Origin of the sequence: Hydrogenophaga sp. (assembly GCF_022844385.1) — a bacterium.
Classification (GTDB): domain Bacteria; phylum Pseudomonadota; class Gammaproteobacteria; order Burkholderiales; family Burkholderiaceae_C; genus Hydrogenophaga.
On record NZ_JALHLX010000008.1, the window covers coordinates 1 to 20,315 of the forward strand.

Annotated in this window: 22 protein-coding genes; 12 read left to right on the forward strand and 10 right to left on the reverse strand. The window is 66.7% G+C overall.

Annotated features, from left to right (window positions below):
* Positions 1–104 precede the first annotated feature (104 nt).
* Together recJ and Q0C59_RS02945 are read right to left on the reverse strand one after the other, a co-directional pair.
* Positions 105–1,841, reverse strand: coding sequence for a single-stranded-DNA-specific exonuclease RecJ (gene recJ, locus Q0C59_RS02940; RefSeq protein WP_291211483.1), 1,737 nt, complete (start codon positions 1,839–1,841; stop codon positions 105–107).
* Positions 1,838–2,833: a phosphoglycerate mutase gene (locus Q0C59_RS02945; protein ID WP_291211486.1), complete on the reverse strand. Its 996-nt coding sequence runs from the start codon at positions 2,831–2,833 to the stop codon at positions 1,838–1,840. Before Q0C59_RS02945 ends, recJ begins: the two co-directional genes overlap by 4 nt.
* 42 nt (positions 2,834–2,875) lie before the next feature.
* On the opposite strand from Q0C59_RS02945, the gene Q0C59_RS02950 reads away from it, so the two are divergent.
* Both Q0C59_RS02950 and lolD read left to right on the forward strand, forming a co-directional pair.
* Entirely contained in the window at positions 2,876–4,132 is a 1,257-nt protein-coding gene (locus tag Q0C59_RS02950) for a lipoprotein-releasing ABC transporter permease subunit (protein ID WP_291211489.1), read from the forward strand.
* Positions 4,125–4,799, forward strand: a complete 675-nt coding sequence (lolD, locus tag Q0C59_RS02955) for a lipoprotein-releasing ABC transporter ATP-binding protein LolD (protein ID WP_291211492.1) — start codon at positions 4,125–4,127, stop codon at positions 4,797–4,799. Before Q0C59_RS02950 ends, lolD begins: the two co-directional genes overlap by 8 nt.
* Positions 4,800–4,881: 82 nt before the next feature.
* Here the strand turns inward: lolD and Q0C59_RS02960 are convergent, their stop codons facing one another.
* On the reverse strand, positions 4,882–5,298 hold the full coding sequence (locus Q0C59_RS02960) for an META domain-containing protein (RefSeq protein WP_291211494.1): 417 nt from the start codon (positions 5,296–5,298) through the stop codon (positions 4,882–4,884).
* A gap of 67 nt (positions 5,299–5,365) precedes the next feature.
* On the opposite strand from Q0C59_RS02960, the gene Q0C59_RS02965 reads away from it, so the two are divergent.
* Together Q0C59_RS02965 and Q0C59_RS02970 are read left to right on the forward strand one after the other, a co-directional pair.
* Positions 5,366–6,211, forward strand: a complete 846-nt coding sequence (locus Q0C59_RS02965; protein WP_291211497.1) for a TatD family hydrolase — start codon at positions 5,366–5,368, stop codon at positions 6,209–6,211.
* Entirely contained in the window at positions 6,208–6,696 is a 489-nt protein-coding gene (locus Q0C59_RS02970) for a DNA-deoxyinosine glycosylase (protein ID WP_291211500.1), read from the forward strand. The genes Q0C59_RS02965 and Q0C59_RS02970 overlap by 4 nt, the downstream gene beginning before the upstream one ends.
* A 25-nt stretch (positions 6,697–6,721) precedes the next feature.
* Here the strand turns inward: Q0C59_RS02970 and Q0C59_RS02975 are convergent, their stop codons facing one another.
* A complete protein-coding gene (locus Q0C59_RS02975) occupies positions 6,722–7,456 on the reverse strand; it encodes a LytTR family DNA-binding domain-containing protein (RefSeq protein WP_291211502.1) in 735 nt (244 codons plus the stop codon).
* A gap of 35 nt (positions 7,457–7,491) precedes the next feature.
* Positions 7,492–8,553 carry a sensor histidine kinase gene (locus Q0C59_RS02980; protein WP_291211505.1) on the reverse strand — a complete coding sequence of 354 codons (1,062 nt, stop codon included), beginning with the start codon at positions 8,551–8,553 and terminating at the stop codon, positions 7,492–7,494.
* 171 nt (positions 8,554–8,724) lie between these two features.
* Here Q0C59_RS02980 and argH point away from each other — a divergent pair, with 171 nt between their 5' ends.
* Complete coding sequence (argH, locus tag Q0C59_RS02985; RefSeq protein WP_291211507.1) at positions 8,725–10,176, forward strand: argininosuccinate lyase; 1,452 nt, start codon at positions 8,725–8,727, stop codon at positions 10,174–10,176.
* A gap of 9 nt (positions 10,177–10,185) precedes the next feature.
* Here the strand turns inward: argH and Q0C59_RS02990 are convergent, their stop codons facing one another.
* Positions 10,186–10,500 carry a hypothetical protein gene (locus Q0C59_RS02990; protein ID WP_291211509.1) on the reverse strand — a complete coding sequence of 105 codons (315 nt, stop codon included), beginning with the start codon at positions 10,498–10,500 and terminating at the stop codon, positions 10,186–10,188.
* Positions 10,501–10,566: 66 nt separating this feature from the next.
* Here Q0C59_RS02990 and Q0C59_RS02995 point away from each other — a divergent pair, with 66 nt between their 5' ends.
* The 3 genes from Q0C59_RS02995 to Q0C59_RS03005 all read left to right on the forward strand — a co-directional run bounded on the left by Q0C59_RS02995 (position 10,567) and on the right by Q0C59_RS03005 (position 13,883).
* Positions 10,567–12,105, forward strand: a complete 1,539-nt coding sequence (locus Q0C59_RS02995; RefSeq protein WP_291211512.1) for a bifunctional aminoglycoside phosphotransferase/ATP-binding protein — start codon at positions 10,567–10,569, stop codon at positions 12,103–12,105.
* Between the two features lie 108 nt (positions 12,106–12,213).
* Complete coding sequence (locus tag Q0C59_RS03000) at positions 12,214–13,374, forward strand: alpha-hydroxy acid oxidase (protein WP_291211514.1); 1,161 nt, start codon at positions 12,214–12,216, stop codon at positions 13,372–13,374.
* Complete coding sequence (locus Q0C59_RS03005) at positions 13,371–13,883, forward strand: anti-sigma factor domain-containing protein (protein ID WP_291211517.1); 513 nt, start codon at positions 13,371–13,373, stop codon at positions 13,881–13,883. Before Q0C59_RS03000 ends, Q0C59_RS03005 begins: the two co-directional genes overlap by 4 nt.
* Positions 13,884–13,889: 6 nt before the next feature.
* On the opposite strand, the gene Q0C59_RS03010 is transcribed toward Q0C59_RS03005, so the two are convergent.
* On the reverse strand, positions 13,890–14,615 hold the full coding sequence (locus Q0C59_RS03010) for an SIMPL domain-containing protein (protein ID WP_291211519.1): 726 nt from the start codon (positions 14,613–14,615) through the stop codon (positions 13,890–13,892).
* A 64-nt stretch (positions 14,616–14,679) separates the two neighbouring features.
* On the opposite strand from Q0C59_RS03010, the gene Q0C59_RS03015 reads away from it, so the two are divergent.
* Both Q0C59_RS03015 and Q0C59_RS03020 read left to right on the forward strand, forming a co-directional pair.
* On the forward strand, positions 14,680–15,987 hold the full coding sequence (locus Q0C59_RS03015) for a DNA polymerase IV (RefSeq protein ID WP_291211521.1): 1,308 nt from the start codon (positions 14,680–14,682) through the stop codon (positions 15,985–15,987).
* The gene (locus tag Q0C59_RS03020; RefSeq protein ID WP_291211523.1) at positions 15,947–16,789 is read left to right on the forward strand and encodes an enoyl-CoA hydratase-related protein; all 843 of its coding nucleotides are present in this window, start codon (positions 15,947–15,949) and stop codon (positions 16,787–16,789) included. Before Q0C59_RS03015 ends, Q0C59_RS03020 begins: the two co-directional genes overlap by 41 nt.
* Before the next feature lie 9 nt (positions 16,790–16,798).
* On the opposite strand, the gene Q0C59_RS03025 is transcribed toward Q0C59_RS03020, so the two are convergent.
* Together Q0C59_RS03025 and Q0C59_RS03030 are read right to left on the reverse strand one after the other, a co-directional pair.
* The gene (locus Q0C59_RS03025; protein ID WP_291211524.1) at positions 16,799–17,485 is read right to left on the reverse strand and encodes a DUF4286 family protein; all 687 of its coding nucleotides are present in this window, start codon (positions 17,483–17,485) and stop codon (positions 16,799–16,801) included.
* Between the two features lie 34 nt (positions 17,486–17,519).
* The gene (locus Q0C59_RS03030) at positions 17,520–18,005 is read right to left on the reverse strand and encodes a GNAT family N-acetyltransferase (protein WP_291211526.1); all 486 of its coding nucleotides are present in this window, start codon (positions 18,003–18,005) and stop codon (positions 17,520–17,522) included.
* Positions 18,006–18,325: 320 nt separating this feature from the next.
* On the opposite strand from Q0C59_RS03030, the gene Q0C59_RS03035 reads away from it, so the two are divergent.
* Positions 18,326–18,466: a hypothetical protein gene (locus Q0C59_RS03035; RefSeq protein WP_291211529.1), complete on the forward strand. Its 141-nt coding sequence runs from the start codon at positions 18,326–18,328 to the stop codon at positions 18,464–18,466.
* Positions 18,467–18,626: 160 nt separating this feature from the next.
* Entirely contained in the window at positions 18,627–19,688 is a 1,062-nt protein-coding gene (locus Q0C59_RS03040; protein WP_291211532.1) for a histone deacetylase family protein, read from the forward strand.
* Here Q0C59_RS03040 and Q0C59_RS03045 read toward each other — a convergent pair whose 3' ends face one another.
* Complete coding sequence (locus Q0C59_RS03045; RefSeq protein WP_291211535.1) at positions 19,689–20,288, reverse strand: ferritin-like domain-containing protein; 600 nt, start codon at positions 20,286–20,288, stop codon at positions 19,689–19,691.
* Positions 20,289–20,315 lie beyond the last annotated feature (27 nt).

Genomic DNA, 20,315 nt, shown 5'->3' on the forward strand with positions numbered 1-20,315 from the left:
TCTGCGCAGCGAAATAAAGGAGGAGGCGGCACCAGCCGCCGGGGGACATTCGCGGAGCAGAGCGCACCGGTGCAACGAGCCCGCGAAAAACGTGGAGCGAAAAATCAAACCTCAGCCGCTTCCACCAAGAACCGAACCCGCCGCTGCCCCTGCCACTCATCCGCATCCAGACGAAACGCGATCTTCACACGGGCCGGCAACGGCTCGGTGTGGCCGAACCAGATGCCGTCCACCGGCTCACCCTGGTGCTTGAGCTTCAGCGCCAGATGCTTCTCGCCCACCAAGCGTTGCGACACCACCTGCACCTCTTCGCAAAACACCGGCGGCGCAAAACCCTGACCCCACACCTCCTTGTGCAGCGTGTCTACCAGGTCGGCGCGCCGGTACTTCGTGTCCAGCGCACCATCGGCCTCGATGCGACGCTGCAGCGTCGCTGCGTCCAGCCACTCATGGGCCACCTGCTGCAACGCGGCTTCGAACGTTTCCAGATGCTCCTCGTCGATCGTGCAACCCGCCGCCATGGCGTGACCGCCGAATCGCAACAACACGCCCGGGTGCCGCTTGGCCACGAGGTCGAGCGCGTCGCGCAAATGGAAGCCCGCGATCGAACGGCCCGAACCCTTGAGCTCGTTCTCCTTGCCCTCCGCGCCACTGGCCGCAAACACAAAGGTGGGCCGGTGCAGCTTGTCCTTCAGGCGCGAGGCCACGATGCCCACCACACCTTCATGGAAGTCCGGGTCGAACACGATGAGTGCCGGCGGCGGCTCTTCCGATTCGTCGAACATCTCCTCGGCCATCTGCAAAGCCTGCTCGCGCATGTCACCCTCAATCAACTTGCGCTCGCGGTTGATGCCGTCCAGCGTGCGTGCGAGTTCGTCGGCGCGCAACGCGTCGTCGGTGGTCAGGCACTCGATGCCCAACGTCATGTCGGCCAGGCGCCCGGCCGCGTTCAGGCGCGGGCCGAGGGCGAAGCCGAAATCAAAACCGGTGGCGGTGTCGGGCTTGCGCGCCGCCACGTTGAACAGCGCCGTCATACCCGGTGGCATGGCGCCGGCGCGCACACGCTTCAAACCCTGGGCCACCAGGCGGCGGTTGTTGGCGTCGAGCTTGACCACGTCGGCCACGGTGCCGAGCGCCACGAGTGGCAGCAACGCGTCGATCTTGGGCTGGGTCTGCGCGGTGAACACACCGCGCTCGCGCAACTCGGCGCGCAGCGCGAGCAACACGTAGAACATCACGCCCACACCCGCAATCGACTTGCTCTCGAAGCCGCAACCCGGCTGGTTCGGGTTCACGATGATGCAGTCCTGCGGCAGCACCACCTCGCCGTTCTGGATGGCGGGCAGGTGGTGGTCGGTCACGATGACCTGAAGCCCCAGATCGCGCGCGGCGCGCACGCCCTCCACGCTGGCAATGCCGTTGTCCACCGTCACCAACACGTCGGCGCCTTGTGCCTTCACGCGCTTCGAGATGGAGGGCGTGAGGCCGTAGCCATCGGTCACGCGGTCGGGCACGAGATAGTTCACGCGGTCGAAGCCCATGGGTGCGCCCAACAGGCGCAGGCCGCGCAGGCCGACCGCGCAGGCGGTGGCGCCGTCGCAATCGTAGTCGGCCACGATGCAGATTGCCTTGTTCGCCGCCATGGCGTCGGCGAGAGCGCGTGCGGCGTCTTGCGCACCCAGCATCTGAGACGGCGGGATCAGGCGGGCCAGCGCGTCGTCGAGTTCGTCCGTGCTGGTGATGCCGCGCGCAGCAAACAGGCGCGCCAGCAGCGGGTGCAGGCCGCCTTGCTCCAGCGCCCAGGCGGCGCGGGGGGGCACGTCGCGGGTGATGATCTTCATAGGGTTTCCAGGGTCTTCCAGGCCGGGGCATTGCCCAGCCACTGTTGGATAAGGCGGCCGGCGCGCGCCACGGCGCCGCGCGGTGCATTGGTGAAACGCTGTGCTGCGCGCTCGCCACACAAAGTGAGTGTGACCGGCTCGCCACGGCGCACGCGTTCCAGCAGGTCTTGGATGTCTCGGCCGTCGAGGTCGCTCCAGGCGTCTTTCCAGCGCGTCCAGTCGGCCTGCAGCGCCGCGCTGCGCAGTGGGTGCGGCATGGCAGGCGCAGCTTGCAGCGTTGTCGGGTGGTCAATGGCACCTGCACCGCTGAGCCAGAAGCCGTTGACCGGGTGCAGGCGCAGCGCCTCGCGCGCATCATGAGCGGGGTGGGTGTAGAACAGCATCTGCGCTTCGCTCTGCAGGCGCTTGAGCAACTGGCCGCCAGCGGGGTTGGCCGAACTGTCGGTCATCCACGCTTCCACCGAGCGGCCGCCCACGCGGTCCAGGCTGGCGCAGGCGATGCCGCGCAACACTTCGCCGCTGGCGTGCCAGCGCGTGGCCGACTCAAAGCGCATCGTAATGCCGTCCTCCGCGCAGTAGGGTGCGAGCGCGTCGAACAGCGGGCGCGCGTGTTCGTCGGTCAACCCCAACTGGTCGCCGGGCAGCAGCGTCACCTGCTCCATGCCCACCTGAAAGTGGCAGGGCGTGAACCAGGCTTGCGGGGTTTCGGGTGTATAGCTCTGCGCGGCCGCCCAGGGCAACAAGCCGTCGGGGTAGGCCGAGCCGTCGGCACGCAGCAGGCCGATGGCCTGCGCCAATGCACGTTCGTGCGGCGCGCTCAGGCTGTGGTCGGTGCCGCTGTCGGTGTGCACAGGCTGCAGCTGGGCCAGCAAGGCGGTGAGGTGGGGCAGTGACAAGCCCGGCAGCAAGGCCCGGCAGGCGGGGTCGCTGGCGCTGGCGAAGGGAACCAGCAGGTGCGTGGCAGGCTCAGAGGCCATGTGGGGAGCGGGCATGACGCGATTGTCGGGGATGCCACAATGCCCGCTGGACCTCACATGCAAACTCCCTACGAACTCATTCTCGGCTGGCGCTACACGCGCGCCGGCCGCGCCACCCGGCGCAACGGCTTCATCTCCTTCATCTCGGGCGTCTCCATGCTGGGCATTGCGCTGGGTGTGGCCGCACTCATCATCGTGCTCTCGGTCATGAACGGCTTCCAGAAGGAAGTGCGCGACCGCATGCTCGGTGTGCTGTCGCACATCGAGGTGTTCGAGCCCGGTGGCCAGGCCATTCCCAATCTCGCCGACACGCTGGCACGCATCGAGCGCCACCCCGAGGTGGTGGGCGCTGCTCCTTTCGTGGGCGCGCAGGCACTGATCGCGCGCGGCGAAGACATGAAGGGTGCGCTGGTGCGCGGTATCGACCCCGCGCTCGAACCCAAGGTGACCGACCTCGCGGCCCAGCTGGCCGACACCGTGCTGCCTCGTTTGGTGCCCGGTGAGTTCGGTGTGATCCTTGGCGGCGAACTCGCGCGCAGCCTGGGCGTGATCGCGGGCGACAGCGTCACGCTGATCGCTCCCAGTGGACAAGTGACGCCAGCCGGCGTGGTGCCGCGCATCCGCCAGATGACGGTGGTGGGCACCTTCGATTCGGGCCACTACGAATACGACTCGGCGCTGGCCCTGCTGCACCAGGAAGACGCTGCACGCATCTTCCGCGTGGAAGGCCCGACCGGCGTGCGCGTGAAGATCAAGGACCTGCACGCCGCGCGCGAAGTGGCCGTGTCCATCGCCGCCGACCTCGACCCCGGCCTGCTGGTGCGCGACTGGACGCGCCAGAACCGCACCTGGTTCGCGGCGGTGCAGCTTGAAAAACGCATGATGTTCATCATCCTCACGCTCATCGTGGCGGTGGCGGCCTTCAACCTCGTGTCCACGCTGGTGATGACGGTGACCGACAAACGCGCCGACATCGCCATCCTGCGCACGCTGGGCGCGAGTCCACAAAGCATCATGGGCGTGTTCATGGTGCAGGGCGCCATGGTGGGCATCATCGGCACCGGCGCGGGCCTGCTGCTCGGCCTGGGCATCGCCTTCAACATCGACACCCTGGTACCCGCGCTGGAGCGCCTGCTGGGCGCGAGCTTCCTGCCGCAGGACATCTACCTCATCAGCCGCATGCCCAGCGATCCGCAACAGGCCGACATCCTGCCCGTGGCGGTGATCTCGCTGATCCTGTCGTTCCTGGCCACCATTTACCCGAGCTGGCGCGCGAGCCGCGTCAACCCTGCCGAAGCCCTCCGCTATGAGTGAAATCGTTCTCCAGGCCACCGGCCTCACCAAACGTTTCACCGAAGGCCGGCTCGACGTCACCGTGCTCACCGGCGTGGACCTCTCTGTGCGCAAGGGTGAGACCGTGGCCATCGTGGGCGCTTCGGGCTCGGGCAAGAGCACCTTGCTGCACCTGCTCGGCGGGCTGGACGCGCCCACCAGTGGCAGCGTGCAGCTCATGGGACAAACCATGTCGGGTCTGAGCGCCACGCAGCAGGGCGTGTTGCGCAACCAGCACCTGGGCTTCGTGTACCAGTTCCATCACCTGCTGCCCGAGTTCAGCGCGCGCGACAACGTGGCCATGCCGCTGTGGATTCGCCGCATGCCGCGCGCAGAAGCCGCCGAGCAGGCGCGCAAGATCCTCACCCGCGTGGGCCTGGCCGAGCGCCTGGGCCACCGACCGGCCGAGCTCTCGGGCGGCGAGCGCCAGCGCGTGGCCATCGCGCGTGCACTGGTGACGCAGCCCGCCTGCGTGCTCGCCGACGAGCCCACCGGCAACCTCGACCGCAACACCGCCGAGGGGGTGTTCCAGCTCATGCTGGAACTGGCGCGCGATCAGGGCACGGCCTTCATCGTCGTCACCCACGACGAGACCTTGGCGGCGCGCTGCAACCGCGTGCTGCGGTTGACCACGGGCGTGCTGACTTAGGGCGATCCGCCGCCGGGCCGCCCCCAAGGCGGGTCAGCCCCCTCGGGGGGCAGCGACCCGCGCAGCGGCGGAGCGTGGGGGCTCACGGTTTGATGCGGACAAAACGAAGGGGCTTCTCCAACCCCTGCACGTGCATCAGCATCGTCGTGCCCCGCACTTCCAGCCGCTGCGCCTTTTGCAGCGCATCCAGATAACGCGTTTCCTGCTCGTCCACCGCCGGTGCACACGCCATGCGCGTGCCAGCCAGCTGCCCGAGCGCAATGCGGTCCTGCATCAGCGTGTAGGAGCCAAAGAAACGGTTGCACGAGCTGTTGCCGGTCACGCGACCGGCTTCGGGAAAGGCGAGCGTGGCCTGCACGCGATCAAGCACACCGCGCCCGCCCAGGTCTTCAAGTCGCCATTCGCTGCCCACCAGCGGCGCAGCGCCGGGCGCACCCGGCAGTGCGCAGGCGGTGAGCGACAACAACAGAGGTGCGGCGAACCAGGAAAGGCGGGGCATGGTGTGTCCTTGGGTGGTGGAGCCGGCCCTCGTTCGGGCTTGTCGGCACAATGCCCCTTATACCGCCATGTGGATCGACTCTCACTGCCATCTGGACGCGCCCGAGTTCGGCGCCGACCACGCGCTCGCGCTGAGCCTGCGCGAACGCGCAGCCGCGCTGGGCGTGGGCCTGTGCGTGATCCCGGCGGTGGAACGCGCCAACTTCGACACCGTGCGACGGCTCGCGCACCGCACCCAGGACGCCTACGCACTGGGCATCCACCCTTTGTATGTGCCGCAGGCGCAAGACACCGATCTGGACGCGCTCGATGCGGCACTCACCGAACACCGCGACGATCCCCACCTGGTGGCCGTGGGCGAGATCGGACTCGACTTCTTCGTGCCCGCGCTGTGCACCACCGAGATGCGCGAGCGCCAGGCCTTCTTTTACCGCGCGCAACTGCGGCTGGCGCGCCAACACGGCTTGCCGGTGATCGTGCACGTGCGGCGCAGCGCCGACAAGCTGCTCAAGCACCTGCGCGAGCTGCCCACGGGCGGTGGCATCGCACACGCGTTCAACGGTAGCGAGCAACAGGCACAAGCCTTCCTGGGTCTGGGTTTCAAGCTCGGCTTTGGGGGCGCGGCCACGTTCGAGCCTGCGCGGCAGTTGCGCCGCCTCGCCGCCGAATTGCCGCTCTCGGCGCTGGTGCTGGAAACCGACGCGCCCGACATTCCCCCACACTGGCTGTACGCCACCGCAGCCCAACGGGAAGCCGGACAGGCACACGGCGTCAACAGCCCAGCCGAGTTGCCGCGCATCGGCGCCGTGGTGGCCGAACTGCGTGACATACCCGTCGGCGCGTTGATGCAAGCCACCACCGCCAATGCCGTGGCCGCCCTGCCCCGGCTGGCAGCACTGCTGGCCAAACCATGAGCCGGCTGCTGGGTCTGGCGCCGGTGCTGGACGGGAACACACGCTTGCTGGTGCTCGGCAGTTTTCCGGGCGTGGCCTCGCTGCGGGCCCGGCAGTACTACGGCCATCCGCAAAACCACTTCTGGAAGATCCTGGGTGCGCTGTGGCTGTTGCCGTTGCCAACCATGGCCTACCCCGAGCGGGTGGCCGCCCTGCTGGACCACGGTCTGGGTGTGTGGGACGTGTACGGCGCCTGCGAACGCGAGGGCAGCCTGGACACGAACATCCGCAACGGCGAGGTCAATGATTTTGCGTGGGTGCAACGCTCATGTCCGCGGCTTGAAGCGATCGCACACAACGGAGGCGAGAGCTTTCGCCATGCGCGGCACACGGAGAAACTCGGTGTGCCGGTCTACAAGCTGCCGTCCACCAGCCCGGCCAACGCCAGTTGGAGTTTTGACCGCAAGCTCGCGGCATGGTCCGAGGTGTTGCTGCGCCACACTTGAGTGCGCAGCGACCAGGCAGAACCGGTCAGCCGACCAGGGCTTCTCGCACGGCAGCGAGTTGGCGGCGCGAGACCGCGAGGCGCTCCTCGACGCCATCGAGCCGCACCGTCCAGCCTTCGCCCTCGACCGGATCGTTGTGCTTCTCCACCGCGCGCACGGCGCGGCGCGACACCAGCGCATTGCGGTGCACACGCACGAACAGGTGGGCGTAGCGCTGCTCAAGATCGCTCAGCGCGCCGTCAAAGATGTGTTCCTTGTCGGCCGTGCGCACGGTGATGTACTTCAGCTCGGCCTTGAGGTAGATCACGTCGGCCAGGGCCACACGTTCGCTGCGGCCACGCTCCTGGATGATCAGGCTCTCGGGCAGGCCCACGTCCACCGCGGCCTCGGCGCGCAGGCGCTGCACCTTCTGCAAGGCCTGCTGCAGGCGTTCGCGGCGCACCGGCTTGGTCAGGTAGTCCACGGCTTCCAGTTCGAAGGCCTGCACCGCGTGTTCTGCATAGGCGGTGATGAAGACCACCGCGGGCGGGGCTGCCAGCTCGCGCAGGGTCTTGGCCAGCGCCATGCCGTCCACGCCGGGCATGTGGATGTCCAGCAGGACCAGGTCACACCCGGTGCGCTGGATCTGCTCCATCGCCTGCACCGCGTTGCCCGCCTCGCCCACCACGTCCACGCGCGGCTCGCTGCATTCGCCCAGCAGCGTGCGCAGCCGCGATCGGGCCAGCAATTCATCGTCGACGATCAGTACCTTCAGTGTCATGTCACGCTCCAAAGCCAGACCGGTTCAATACCCGCTTATACCGGTATTTCAAGGCGAACCTGAAACACCCCGTTGACCAATGCGCTCTGGAAGCGCCCCTGCACATCGTGCAAGAGCGCCAGGCGCTGCCGCACGTTGTCCAGTGCCAGGCCATTGCCCCGGCGTCCACTGCCTGCCGGCACCGTGTTGGTCACCTTGATCACGACCAGACTGCCGCGCCGCTGGGTGCTGATGCGCACCACCGCGCCCGAGGGGCTGGGCTCCACACCGTGTTTCACCGCATTCTCCACCAGTGGCTGCAGGATGAGGGGCGGCAATTTGGCCTTGGAGGCCGAGTCATCCACGCTCCACTCCACCTTGAGGCGATCGCCAAAGCGCACCTGCTCGATGGCCAGGTAGTGCTCGGCCAGCTCCAGCTCCTGCCACAGCGGCACAGCTTCTTGCGCATCGGCCAGGGCATGGCGGAACAGCTCGCTCAGGTCTTCCAGCAGGTTTTCGGCCTTGGCGGGTTCCTCGCGCACCAGCGCGATGGCGCTGTTGAGCGTGTTGAACAAAAAGTGCGGCCGGATGCGCGCCTGCAGCTCGGCCAGCCGCGCGGTGGTGCCCGCGGGCATGCGGGCCTTGGCACGCCACACCAGCGCACCCACCAGCACCGCGGACACCAGAGCACCCGATGCGCCACTGGCCACCCAGGGCGCCGGGTTGGCCAGGCCCATGAGCACAAGCAGGCCGCAACCGTAAAGCCCCGCCAGCACACCCAGGCCCACACCCGAGGCCCACTGGGCCTGCACTTCCATGCGCCCAAGCTTGCGTTTGAGTGCGCAGACAGCCAACAACCAGGCCAATACGGCAGGCAAGGCTGCGCCTGTGAGCACCGCCATCTGGGTGATCCAGCCCACCGGATGTTCGGCGCCGAAGATGGCCGCCACCGCCACGATGGCCTGCACGAACAGCACCGCGCGCAGCACCACACCGACCTGGCAGGTGTCGAACACGCGGTCGCGCGCACGCACGTGCTCGGGCATCTCTTCGAGCGACTGCGTGCCCAGGGTGCTGGGCAGATCCTGGAAGGTCGATAAAATTCGGGAGTCTTTCATGGGGCGTGCATCAATGCTCGGGTCGTTTGACGTGGGATTGTGCGCGGGTCGGGGCCCAGCGCCACGAAAGTGCACGGCGCCTCGATCTAAAGATCCACCCGCCTCCCGTTGTCGCCCCTTGTTCTGCGGTCTTCCGCTTCCTCATTTCTCTCCAAAGCCGCTGGCAACACCATGTCCACCAACCAACTCGACAAGAAATCCGAAGCCTGGTCTGCCCTATTCTCGGAGCCCATGAGCGAGTTGGTCAAGCGCTACACCGCCAGCGTCTTCTTTGACAAACGCCTCTGGCAGGCCGACATCACCGGCAGTCTCGCCCACGCCGAGATGCTGGCCGCGCAAGGCATCATCGGCGCGGCCGACCTGGCCTCCATCCAGCAAGGCATGACGCAGATCACCTCGGAAATCGAGGCCAGCAGTTTCGAGTGGAAGCTCGATCTCGAGGATGTGCACCTCAACATCGAAGCCCGCCTGACCCAACTGGTGGGCGACGCCGGCAAACGCCTGCACACCGGGCGCAGCCGCAACGACCAGGTGGCCACCGACGTGCGCCTGTGGTTGCGCAGCGAGATCGACCTCATCATCCCGCTGCTGGGCGAGCTGCAAGGCGCGCTGGTGGACGTGGCCGAAAAAAACGTGGAAGTGATCATGCCCGGCTTCACGCACCTGCAGGTGGCGCAGCCGGTGAGCTTCGCGCACCACCTGCTGGCCTATGTGGAGATGTTTTCGCGCGATGCCGAGCGCATGGTCGACGTGCGCCGCCGCACCAACCGCCTGCCACTGGGCTCCGCCGCATTGGCCGGCACCACCTACCCGCTGGACCGCGAACGTGTGGCGCGCAGCCTGGGCATGGTGGACGAGCACGGTGAACCGCAGGTGTGCCAGAACAGCCTGGACGGCGTCAGCGACCGCGACTTCGCCATCGAGTTCACCGCTGCGGCCAGCCTGTGCATGGTGCACATCAGCCGCTTCAGCGAAGAGCTGATTCTGTGGATGAGCCAGAACTTCGGTTTCGTGAAGATCGCCGACCGCTTCACCACCGGCTCGTCGATCATGCCGCAGAAGAAAAACCCCGACGTGCCCGAACTCGCGCGCGGCAAGACAGGCCGCGTGGTGGGTCACCTCATGGGGCTGATCACGCTCATGAAGGGCCAGCCGCTGGCCTACAACAAGGACAACCAGGAAGACAAGGAACCGCTGTTCGACACGGTGGACACCTTGAAGGACACGCTGCGCATCTTCGTGGAGATGGTGGGCGGTCAGCTGAACCCGGCCACAGGGGCGAAGGAAGGCGGCATCACCGTCAATGCCGTGGCGATGGAAGAGGCCGCCAGACGAGGCTACGCCACCGCCACCGACCTGGCCGACTACCTGGTGAAGAAGGGCCTGCCGTTCCGCGACGCGCACGAAACCGTGGCCCATGCCGTGAAGGCCGCCGTGTCGCACAACTGCGACCTGTCGGAGCTGCCGCTGGCGGTGCTGCAGGGCTTCAACGCATCGATTGAAAAGGACGTTTACGAGTGCCTGAGCCTGCGCGGCTCACTCAACGCACGCAACACGCTGGGTGGCACGGCGCCCGCGCAGGTGCGGCACCAGATCGCGCGCCACCGCCAGCGCCTGGCCTGAGCGCCGGTTTCAGTTGCAGTCGGGCTGCGGCACCTCGGTGCAGCGCTGAAAGGCCTCGGGCTTGAGGCCGCCACCGACCAGGCGGTACTGGTCAAAACACGCGACGCTGGCCGCATAGCGATGCCAGCGCGCCTCGCAGGCGGTCGTGCCGGGTGGCAACGGGGCGTCGGCAGGCACGACACGGTTGAGGTAGCGCTGCGGGACATCGGACATGACGCCATAGGACACCCGGCCCGAGTCGTCGGTCCAACGGACCAGCTCGGCGGACATCGCAGCGCACGGCAGGGCCACAGCCAGCGCCATGACAAGGGTTCTGAGCTTCATGATGACTGGGAGTGTGCCTGCAGCCGGTGGTTCCCGTTGCCTTCCGCGCCCTACACTGGATGGGCCATGACCGCTTCAACGTCCGCGCTCATCACCGCCCTGATGGAACCCTCGCGCTACCCGCACCCGGCGCCGCGCGTGGAACGGGTGGAAACCCACGGCGCCTGGGTGCTGCTGGCGGGTGAACACGCCTGGAAGATCAAAAAGCCGGTGCGCCTGCCCTTCATGGACTTCAGCACGCTCGCCCTGCGCCGCGCGGCCTGCCAGGCCGAGGTGCGGCTGAACCGGCGTTTCGAGACCAGCAACCCGGCGACACACCTCTACCTGGACGCGCGGCCCATCCTCGGCCCGGCCGACCAGCCCCGTTTTGGCCAGGCTGGTGCGGACGATGACATCGCCATCGATTGGGCGGTGCACATGCGCCGGTTTGACGAAGCCCTGCGGCTGGACCACCTGTGCGCGCGAGGCGACCTGAAGCCCGAACACCTCGCATCGCTGGCGCAGTGCATGGCCAGCTTCCAGGCCGCGGCTGCGGCGGCGGTGGCAACCGCGGACAGCGTGTCAGACAGCCTGGCCTTTGCCCGCGACAACCTCACCACCTTGCGCGACGGGTTGAACGAGGCTGGCGATGCGGCAAAACTCGAACAACTGAGCGAGTGGACCGAATCCAGCTTTCAAACACTCGCACCGCTGATGGCGCAACGCCTCAAAGACGGCCGCGTTCGCGAAGGCCACGGCGACCTGCACCTGGCCAACCTGGTGCTCATCGGCAACGAAGTCGTGCCCTTCGACGGCATCGAGTTCAACGACGCGCTGCGCTGGATCGACGTGGCCAGCGACATGGCCTTTGTCTGGATGGACCTGCTAGACCACAGCCAGCCCGGTCTGGCCAACGGCCTGCTCAGCGACTGGCTGGATGGCAGTGGCGACACCAGCGCGCCCGACGTGCTGCCGTTCTTCGCGGTGTACCGCGCGCTGGTGCGTGCCAAGGTGGCGGTGATCCGCAGCGCGCAGGCGGGTGCCGACGAGGCAGCTTCGCTGAAGGAAGCGCAGGGCTACACCGCGTTGGCCCAACGCATCGCGCAACCACCCGCGCCGCAACTCGTCATCACCCACGGTCTCTCGGGCAGCGGCAAGACCTGGGCCTCCAGCCGCTGGTTGCAGGCCGAGGCCAGCGGCCGGGCGATCCGCCTGCGCTCCGACGTGGAGCGCAAGCGCCTGCACGGCCTGGGCGCCACGCAGGCCAGCGGCTCGGGCCTGAACACCGGCCTGTACAGCCCGCAGGCGCACACCGACACCTACGCCCACTTGCTGGAGCGTGCCCGGCACCTGCTGCAAGGCGGCTGGTCGGTGCTGGTGGACGCGGCCTTTCTGCGGCGCCACGAGCGCGAGGCCTTTGCCGCGCTGGCGAATGCCATCAACTGCCCGTTCCACATCCTCGCCACCGAAGCACCGCTGGCCGTTCTGCGCGAGCGCATCACCGCGCGCCAGGCGCGCGGCGCCGACGCTTCGGAAGCCACCTTGATCGTGCTGGAGCAGCAACTGGGTTGGCTGGAATCCTTGTCCGCCGCCGAGCGCGCGCACTGCCTGCCCGACGCGGCCTGACACCCGCCCGAAAAAATTTCAATCCACCCTGTCCCGCTTTCACAAGCCAGGGACCGGGGGCGCCGCTACCATCAGGCCCAGACCAGCCCCAACAACATTGGAGACTCCATGACCGTCATCACCACCGTCGAAGACCTGCGCGTGCTCGCCCAGAAGCGCGTGCCGCGCATGTTCTACGACTACGCCGACAGCGGCTCGTGGACCGAGGGCACCTACCGCGCCAACACCGAGGACTTCCAGAAGATCAAGCTTCGCCAGCGCGTGGCGGTCAACATGGAAAACCGCAGCACCCGCAGCACCATGGTGGGGCAAGACGTGGCGATGCCGGTAGCGATTGCGCCCACGGGCCTGACCGGCATGCAGCATGCCGACGGTGAAATTCTGGCCGCACGTGCCGCCAAAAAGATGGGCATTCCGTTCACGCTCTCCACCATGAGCATCTGCTCGATTGAAGACGTGGCGCAGCACGCGGGCGAGGGTTTCTGGTTCCAGCTGTATGTGATGAAGGACCGTGCCTTCATCGAGCGCCTGATCGACCGCGCCAAGGCCGCACGATGCTCGGCGCTGGTGCTCACGCTCGATCTGCAGATCCTGGGCCAGCGCCACAAGGACCTGAAAAACGGCCTGTCGGCGCCGCCCAAGCTCACCATCGCCAACATGATCAACATCGCGACCAAGCCGCGCTGGGCGCTGGGCATGCTGGGCACGAAGCGCAAGCAGTTCGGCAACATCGTCGGCCACGTGAGCGGCGTGGCCGACATGAGCAGCCTCTCGGCGTGGACGGCCACGCAGTTCGACCCGGCGCTCAACTGGGGCGACGTGGAATGGATCAAGAAGCGCTGGGGCGGCAAGCTGATCCTCAAGGGCATCCAGGACGTGGAGGACGCGAAGCTGTCGGTGGCCTCGGGCGCCGACGCGCTGATCGTGAGCAACCACGGCGGGCGCCAGCTTGACGGGGCACAAAGCAGCATCGAGGCATTGCCAACCATCGTGGACGCGGTGGGCAGCCAGATCGAGGTGCACATGGACGGCGGCATCCGCAGCGGCCAGGACGTGCTCAAGGCCCGTGCGCTGGGTGCGCGTGGCGTCTACATTGGCCGCCCCTTCCTGTACGGTCTGGGCGCCATGGGCGAAGAAGGCGTGACCAAGTGCCTGCAGATCATCCACCGCGAACTCGACCTCACCATGGCCTTCTGCGGCCACACCAACATCGAGACGGTGGACAAATCGATTCTGTTGCCGGGCACCTTTCCCACGGCCCTGTCATGAACACACCCGCGCCGGCGCACAAGCCCCGCACCTCCAAACTCTGGCTGGGCATCAGCGTGGTGCTGATGCTCGTGCTGCTGGTGGGCGCGGCCACCACGGCCAGCATGTACGAGCAGCTCAAGGCACAGATCGTGCACCTGAAGGAACGACTGGCGGTCACGCCGCAGGTGCGCTACGTGTCGGTGCTGCTGGATGCGCAGGAACTGCCCGCCCTGCTGGTGACCCTGGACCCGCAGGCCGGCGTGTTGCAGGTGCAGCGGCTCAACGAGGTGAAGGAAGGGCGCGAGGACAGCATGCAGTTGTGGGCGCTCTCAGCCGACAAGTCGCCGCGCTCGCTGGGCGTGATCGAGAGCAAGTTCAAGACCTTCCAGCTGCCGGCAAAAGAGGCCGCGCTGGCGGGCGTGACCAAGCTGGCGATCAGCGTGGAAAACAAGGGCGGCGTGCCCGAACAGGTCGGCCCCCGTCTGCCCTACCTGTTCCAGGGCTGGCTGATCCAGAAGGCGATCTGACCGGGCTCACTTGAGCTCATATTCAAAAGTGCTGACGACCCGCAGCCGCTTCATGCGCGAGCTGCCGTCGTCGAAGTCGTTGCCATCGTCGCCGGTGATGCGGATCACGCCTTGGTTGGCGTTCTTCAGCGGGCCGAGTTCGGCACCCGCTTCGGCTGCGAACTTGTCGGCTTGCTCTCGTGCATTGCGCGTGGCCTCGGCCAGCAGCGGAGCTTTCACGTCGTTGAAGCCGCGCAGCTGAAAACGCGGGCCGCTGCGGCCTCCTTCGTTCTCACCACCCAACTGCACACCGGCCTGGATCAGCGGGTCCACCGCGCGGGCTGCAGCTTCCACCTCGGCCACGCGGGCCGACTTCACCAGCACCTGCCCGGTGCCATTGAAGCGGAACGGCTGGTTGCCCTGCGCGTACTCGCGGGTGAACAGGTCTTGCACCTGCAGCGGCTTGGCTTCCACCTCGGCGTCGGTGAAACCGCGCTCCTTCAAGAACGCGGCGACCTTGTCACGATCACCAGCCAGTGCCTGCTGCACACCACCAAAATCGTTGCCCGCGCGGCGGAACGACAGCGTCCACACGGCAAAGTCGCTCTCCACGTCTTTTTCGGCCAGGCCCTTGACCGTGACCGAGCGGTCCGACATGCGAAAACGCTCCAGGCCCTGGCTCACGGCGAAGCCGGCGATGGCAATGCCGGCGGCGATCAACAGGGCGGTGACGAGGCGGGCGATGGTGTTCATGAAAAGTCCTCCTGAAGCGGTGCGCCGGCCGGTGGCCAGCGTCTCGCACCATGGTAATCCCGCTATGCTCGACCGCGTGAACGCCCCCACCGACGAGACCCTGCCCCGGCGCATTGCCCACCTGGACATGGACGCGTTTTTTGCGTCGGTGGAGTTGCTGCGCTACCCGCAACTCAAGGGCCTGCCGGTGGTGATCGGTGGCGGGCGGCGGCGCGAAGACGACCTGCTGCAGCGCCTGCGCGAGGCCTACCCCGACCGCGAATGGGCCACCGACAGCCTGGACCACATCCCGGTCGATTTTTTTCCGCGCCTGGCCGGCTACACCGGACGCGGCGTGGCCACCACCGCCACGTACGCGGCGCGCCAGTTCGGCGTGGGCTCGGCCATGGGACTGATGAAGGCCGCCAAGCTGTGCCCGCAGGCCATCCTGCTGCCGGTGGACTTTGAAGAGGTGCGCCGCATCTCGCGCCTGTTCAAAAGCACCATCCGCGAGATCGCGCCGGTGGTGGAAGACCGGGGCGTGGACGAGGTCTACATCGACTTCACCCACGTGCCCGGTGGCCAGCGCGAAGGCGGGCGGGTGCTGGCGCGGCTGATCCAGAAGAGCATCTTCCAGGTCACGGGCCTGACGTGTTCGATCGGCGTGGCCCCCAACAAGCTCATTGCCAAGATGGCGAGCGAGTTCAAGAAGCCGAACGGTATCAGCATCGTGCAGACCGAGGACCTGCAGACGCTGATCTGGCCACTGCCCTGCCGCAAGATCAACGGCGTGGGCCCCAAGGCCGACGAGAAGCTGCAGGGCCACGGCATCCACACCATCGGTGAACTCGCGCAGCGCGAGCGCGGCTGGTTGATCGACACCTTTGGCAAAAGCTACGGCGCCTGGTTGCATGAAGTGTCATGGGGTCGGGACGAACGCCCAGTGCAAACCGAGAGCGAGCCGGTGAGCATGAGCCGCGAGACCACCTTCGAACGCGACCTGCACGCCGTGCGCGACCGCGCCGAGCTCGGCGCCATCTTCACGCGGCTGTGCGAACAGGTGGCCACCGATCTGAGCAACAAGGGCTACCTGGGCAAGACCATCGGCATCAAGCTGCGTTACGACAACTTCCAGAGCGTGACGCGCGACGTGACCCTGGACCACTTCACCGCCGACCCCGCCACCATCCGCCGCCAGGCCGGCCTGTGCCTCAAGCGGGTGGACCTGTCACGGCGCATCCGCCTGCTGGGGGTGCGGGTGGGCAAGCTCGTCAAGCCCGGGACAGACGGCAGCGTGCCGCAGGTCTACAGTGATCCGGCTTCCTCACCCCCACCACGAGACCAGACCCGCCATGACCGCAACGACCTGCTTTTCCCTGAGCTCGACGGATAACGTCGCCCACCTGGTGATGAGCCGCCCGGCCGAGCTCAACACCATGAACCCGACCTTCTGGCGCGAGCTCGACGAAGTGCTGACAAGGCTGCACAACGAAGGCACCGCCCGCGCCCTCGTGATCAGCAGCACCGGCAAGCACTTCAGCGCCGGCATGTCGCTGGAGACCTTCGCGGGCGCCATCACCATGGATGACCAGAGCCCCGAAGGCCGCGCCGCCATCTTCGACCTGCTCACCGACATGCAGGCCACCTTCACCAAGCTGGAGAACCTGCGCATCCCGGTGATCTGCGCCATCCAGGGCGGCTGCATCGGTGGCGCGGTCGACATGGTCACGGCCGCCTGCATCCGCTACGCGAGCGCCGACGCCTTCTTCTGCATCCAGGAAATCAACATCGGCATGGTGGCCGACGTGGGCACGCTGCAGCGCCTGCCCAAGCTGATCCCGCTCGCTGTCGTGAAGGAGCTGGCCTACACCGGGCGGCGCCTGAGCGCGGACAAGGCGATGGGCCACGGCTTGGTCAACGAAGTGTTCGACACGCACGAGGCCACGGTGGCCGCGGCGATGCAGTGCGCCAAAGAAATCGCATCCAAGCCGCCAGTGGCCATCTGGGGCACCAAACAGGCGGTGAATTACGCGCGCGACCACTCGGTGGAGGACAGCCTGCGCCAGATGGGCTGGCTGCAGGGCGCGGTGTGGAGCAACGCGCATGTGCGCGAGGCGATCACGGCCATGAAGGAGAAACGCGCGGGCGACTTCACGCCGCTCTCGGCCTTGCAGTCATTCAAGACATTGGGCTGAGCGTTCGCCTCAAGCCCTCATCTGCATGTCGACGTGGGTGAGCGAGTGAACAGCCTCGTAGCTCGCACTCACCACCTCGACAGCTCCTTGCCGCTCAAGCTCTGCGGCGCTGAACCCGGCCTGCGCCAGCTCCGCAACGGCTGACTGTTCGTAGCCCGTCACGAGCAACGCCCCATCCACACCGGCGTCCGCGCCCCGGATGCGCTGCTCGGCGGTCATCTCGGGCGTGAGGCCGCTGCGCAGCAGGTGAGCGCTGCTCAGGCCCCGCTGCGCGGGAAGCATGGGCAGCACCACATGGCTCAGCCAGGATCCAAGCGACGCCTCCTTCCCGGGAACGGGCTTGAAACGCAGCAGCAACCCAAAATGCCCCATGCCATGCCCGTGGCTGCTGACCACCGAACACAGGCCCCGCGTCATGCCCCGGTAGTTCGGCATCATCTTCTGCGTCCAGGGCGAGGGTTTGTTGAGGCGCTCGAGGTAAGCGGGTGAGGCCAGCGTTTCCAGGTGCTCGACTTCGTAGAGCACCAGGTACCTGGGCGCCCCTGAAGTGGCCACCCAGCGTGTACCCCGGAGAAATCCGGGAATCGACAAGCGCTCAGGCAAGTGTTCGTGCGTGTGCCAGTCGTCGTGTTCGATGATGGCTTCTTCGACGATGTCGAAGGTGAGCAGCATGGCGGCCTGGCCTTGAAATGGCATGGGATTTCTTTCTGATGAAGCGGGACCTTGGGTGTCACGGTCCGCCAAAGGTGAAGAGTTGTTCGTTGACTTCCTTCCCCCACTGCGATCCCCGTTGCGTGCGGGCCAGCGCAAAGCCGTGCTTCTCGTAGAGGTGGCGTGCAGCGTGAAGCTCGTCGAACGTCCACAGGTACACCTTGCGGTAGCCGCGCGCACGGCAAAACGCCATGGCGGCCTCAAGCAACTGCGCGCCCACACCCTGGCCGCGCGATGCGTCGGAGGTGATGAACCACCGCAGATGGGCGCCCGCCTCCTCGTGGTGCGTGCCATCGATCACCACCGAGCCTTGGATACCGTCATCGTCCCGGGCAAGCCACAGTCCATCGCGGGTTGAATCGATGTGCAGGCAGAACGCTGCCAGCTCGGTGGCCACCTTGGCCTCGAACGCCACGCCGAAACCCACGGTGTGGGCATAGTACGCAGCGTGCATCTCCACCACACGGCCGATGCAGCCAGGGAGGTAGCCCGCGTGGATGTTCATGGCGCACACAGTCAGGACTGCATGACCAGCTCGTTGAACCCGGTCACCACATCGTACGTGCGCGTGAGCGTGCAGCTCAGCAAAACCAACTCCAATGTGCGCCGAAGGTCGACGCCCGGAGAGAGTCGAAGGGGAGGGAGGGCATGAGTGGAGTGTGACTCGAAACGTCATCAATGACCGCGCGGGGGAACTCTCGCTTCGCCCCACAAGACAAGAAGCTTTCTTGGACCCTTCGCAAGAAATGACTCAACGTTTGCAATCACTTCTCTTCGCCGCGCCTCAGAGAAGGGAATGTCAAGTTCCCAAAGAAGCACATCACCATGGACATCGTACTCAACGATGAACGAACATTTTCCCTGGGCGTCTTCATAGCAGAGCGTCTTGCAATACATGTGCAAGGTTTCAATGCTGACGGTGCATGCATGCGGGGGCGAAGTATTGAACATGGCGTACGTTTCTGATTCTCAACAGGCGAGGCCGGCGGGGGCCATCTCCAGTGCACCTGATCGCGAAGCATTCTGCATGTTGGCTTCCTTCCCGCCAACAACGCGAGCACCTGAGGCGCTTCCCGTTCAGAGGTACAAACAGGCACATCCCTCACCCAACACCCGATCTCCATCCATGAAAACCTTCCACAACCCCCACCACGCCGCCCACGCCGGCCAGCAAGAAATGTTTCGCGGCCGCATGGTGCCGTGCCACGAGGTGCCGGCCCGACTGGACTTTGTGCTGGCCGAGCTGCAGCGTCGCCCGCTGGGTGCGGTGCAAACACCCGAGGTGGAAGAAACGGCGCTGGACGCCGCCATCGGCCGCGTGCACAGCGCCCGGTACCTGGACTTCCTGCGCGGTGCCTGGGCCGAATGGGTGGCCATGGACCCGGGCAACGCCGGGCGCGATGCCTTGCCTTCGGTGTGGCCGCTGGGCAACCGCCATGGCTTTCGCAACGATGTGTTGCCCACCAACTTTGCGGCGCGCCTGGGTCTGTTCAGCTTTGATTCGGGCTCACCGCTCACGGCAGGCACCTGGGCCGCGGCGCGCGGCGGCGCGGCCTGTGCGCTGGCGGCGGCGCAGGACGTGGCCGGTGGTGCGCGCAGCGCATTTACACTCTCGCGTCCACCAGGCCACCACGCGGGGCCCGACTTTCTGGGCGGCTACTGCTTCTTGAACAACGCGGCGATTGCCGCGCAGGCCCTGCGCGACGCGGGCCACGCGAAGGTGGCGGTGCTCGACGTGGACTACCACCACGGCAACGGCACGCAGACGATCTTTTACGAGCGGGCCGATGTGTTGACCGTCTCCATCCACGGCGACCCGGCCACCGAGTACCCGTTTTTCCTGGGCCATGCGGACGAGCGCGGCGCGGGTGCGGGCGAGGGGTTCAACCTCAACCTGCCGCTGCCGCGCGGCACCGGCTTTGACACCTGGCGCAAAACCCTGGACACCGCCCTGCAAGCGGTCCAGCGATTCGGCGCCACAGCCCTGGTGGTGCCCATGGGGCTGGACACCTTCGAGGGCGACCCGATCTCGGGCTTCACCTTGAAGAGCGCCGACTACTTCACCGTGGGCACAGCCCTGACGGGTGCCGGGCTGCCCACGGTGTTCACGTTTGAAGGCGGTTACGCGGTGGACGCCGTGGGCACCAACGCGGTGAACCTGCTGGAAGGTTTCCAGCAGGCCGCCTGATCAGGCGCCGAAAGAGAAGGCGCCGGGGGGCAGGGGTCGGCCCAGTGCGCTGGTGAGCACGGTGTAGTGCATGGTCTCATCGGCCGCCAGGCGCGCGGCCACCTTGGCCAGCTCGCGGTCGCCCAGGGCGGGAATCACGCTCAGGTAGGCGTTGGTCGCACCCAATTCCAGGCGGGCGGCGAGGTCGAGCACGTCGGCCTGGCTCTTGAGCGACGCGGCGTTGAGCGACCTGGCGTAGTCCTCCAGCTTCATCTCGGCCACCGGCTTGCCACCGAGCTTCTGGATGGTGGCGATCAGCGCGTCGCGGTGGGTCTTGTGGTGGCCCTGAAACTGCACCGCCACATCGAGCACGGGCTTTTGCAGCAAGCCGCTGCCGGCACCGAGCTGGTAGGCATTGATGGCTTCGTGCTCCAGGCCCAGCGCCACGTTGAGGATGCCCACGTCCTTGGACATGTCCATCTTCTGGCCATGGTTGGCGGCCAGCACTTCCTGGCCAGCCAGCAGGGCCACGGCGGCGGCGGAGAGCACGCCACCGCTGCGCATGAAGCCGCGGCGCGAGGCAGGGGAAATCAGGGAATCGGGCGTCTGGATCTTGTTCATGGGGAGTCCTTGGTTGGGTGGGGCGAT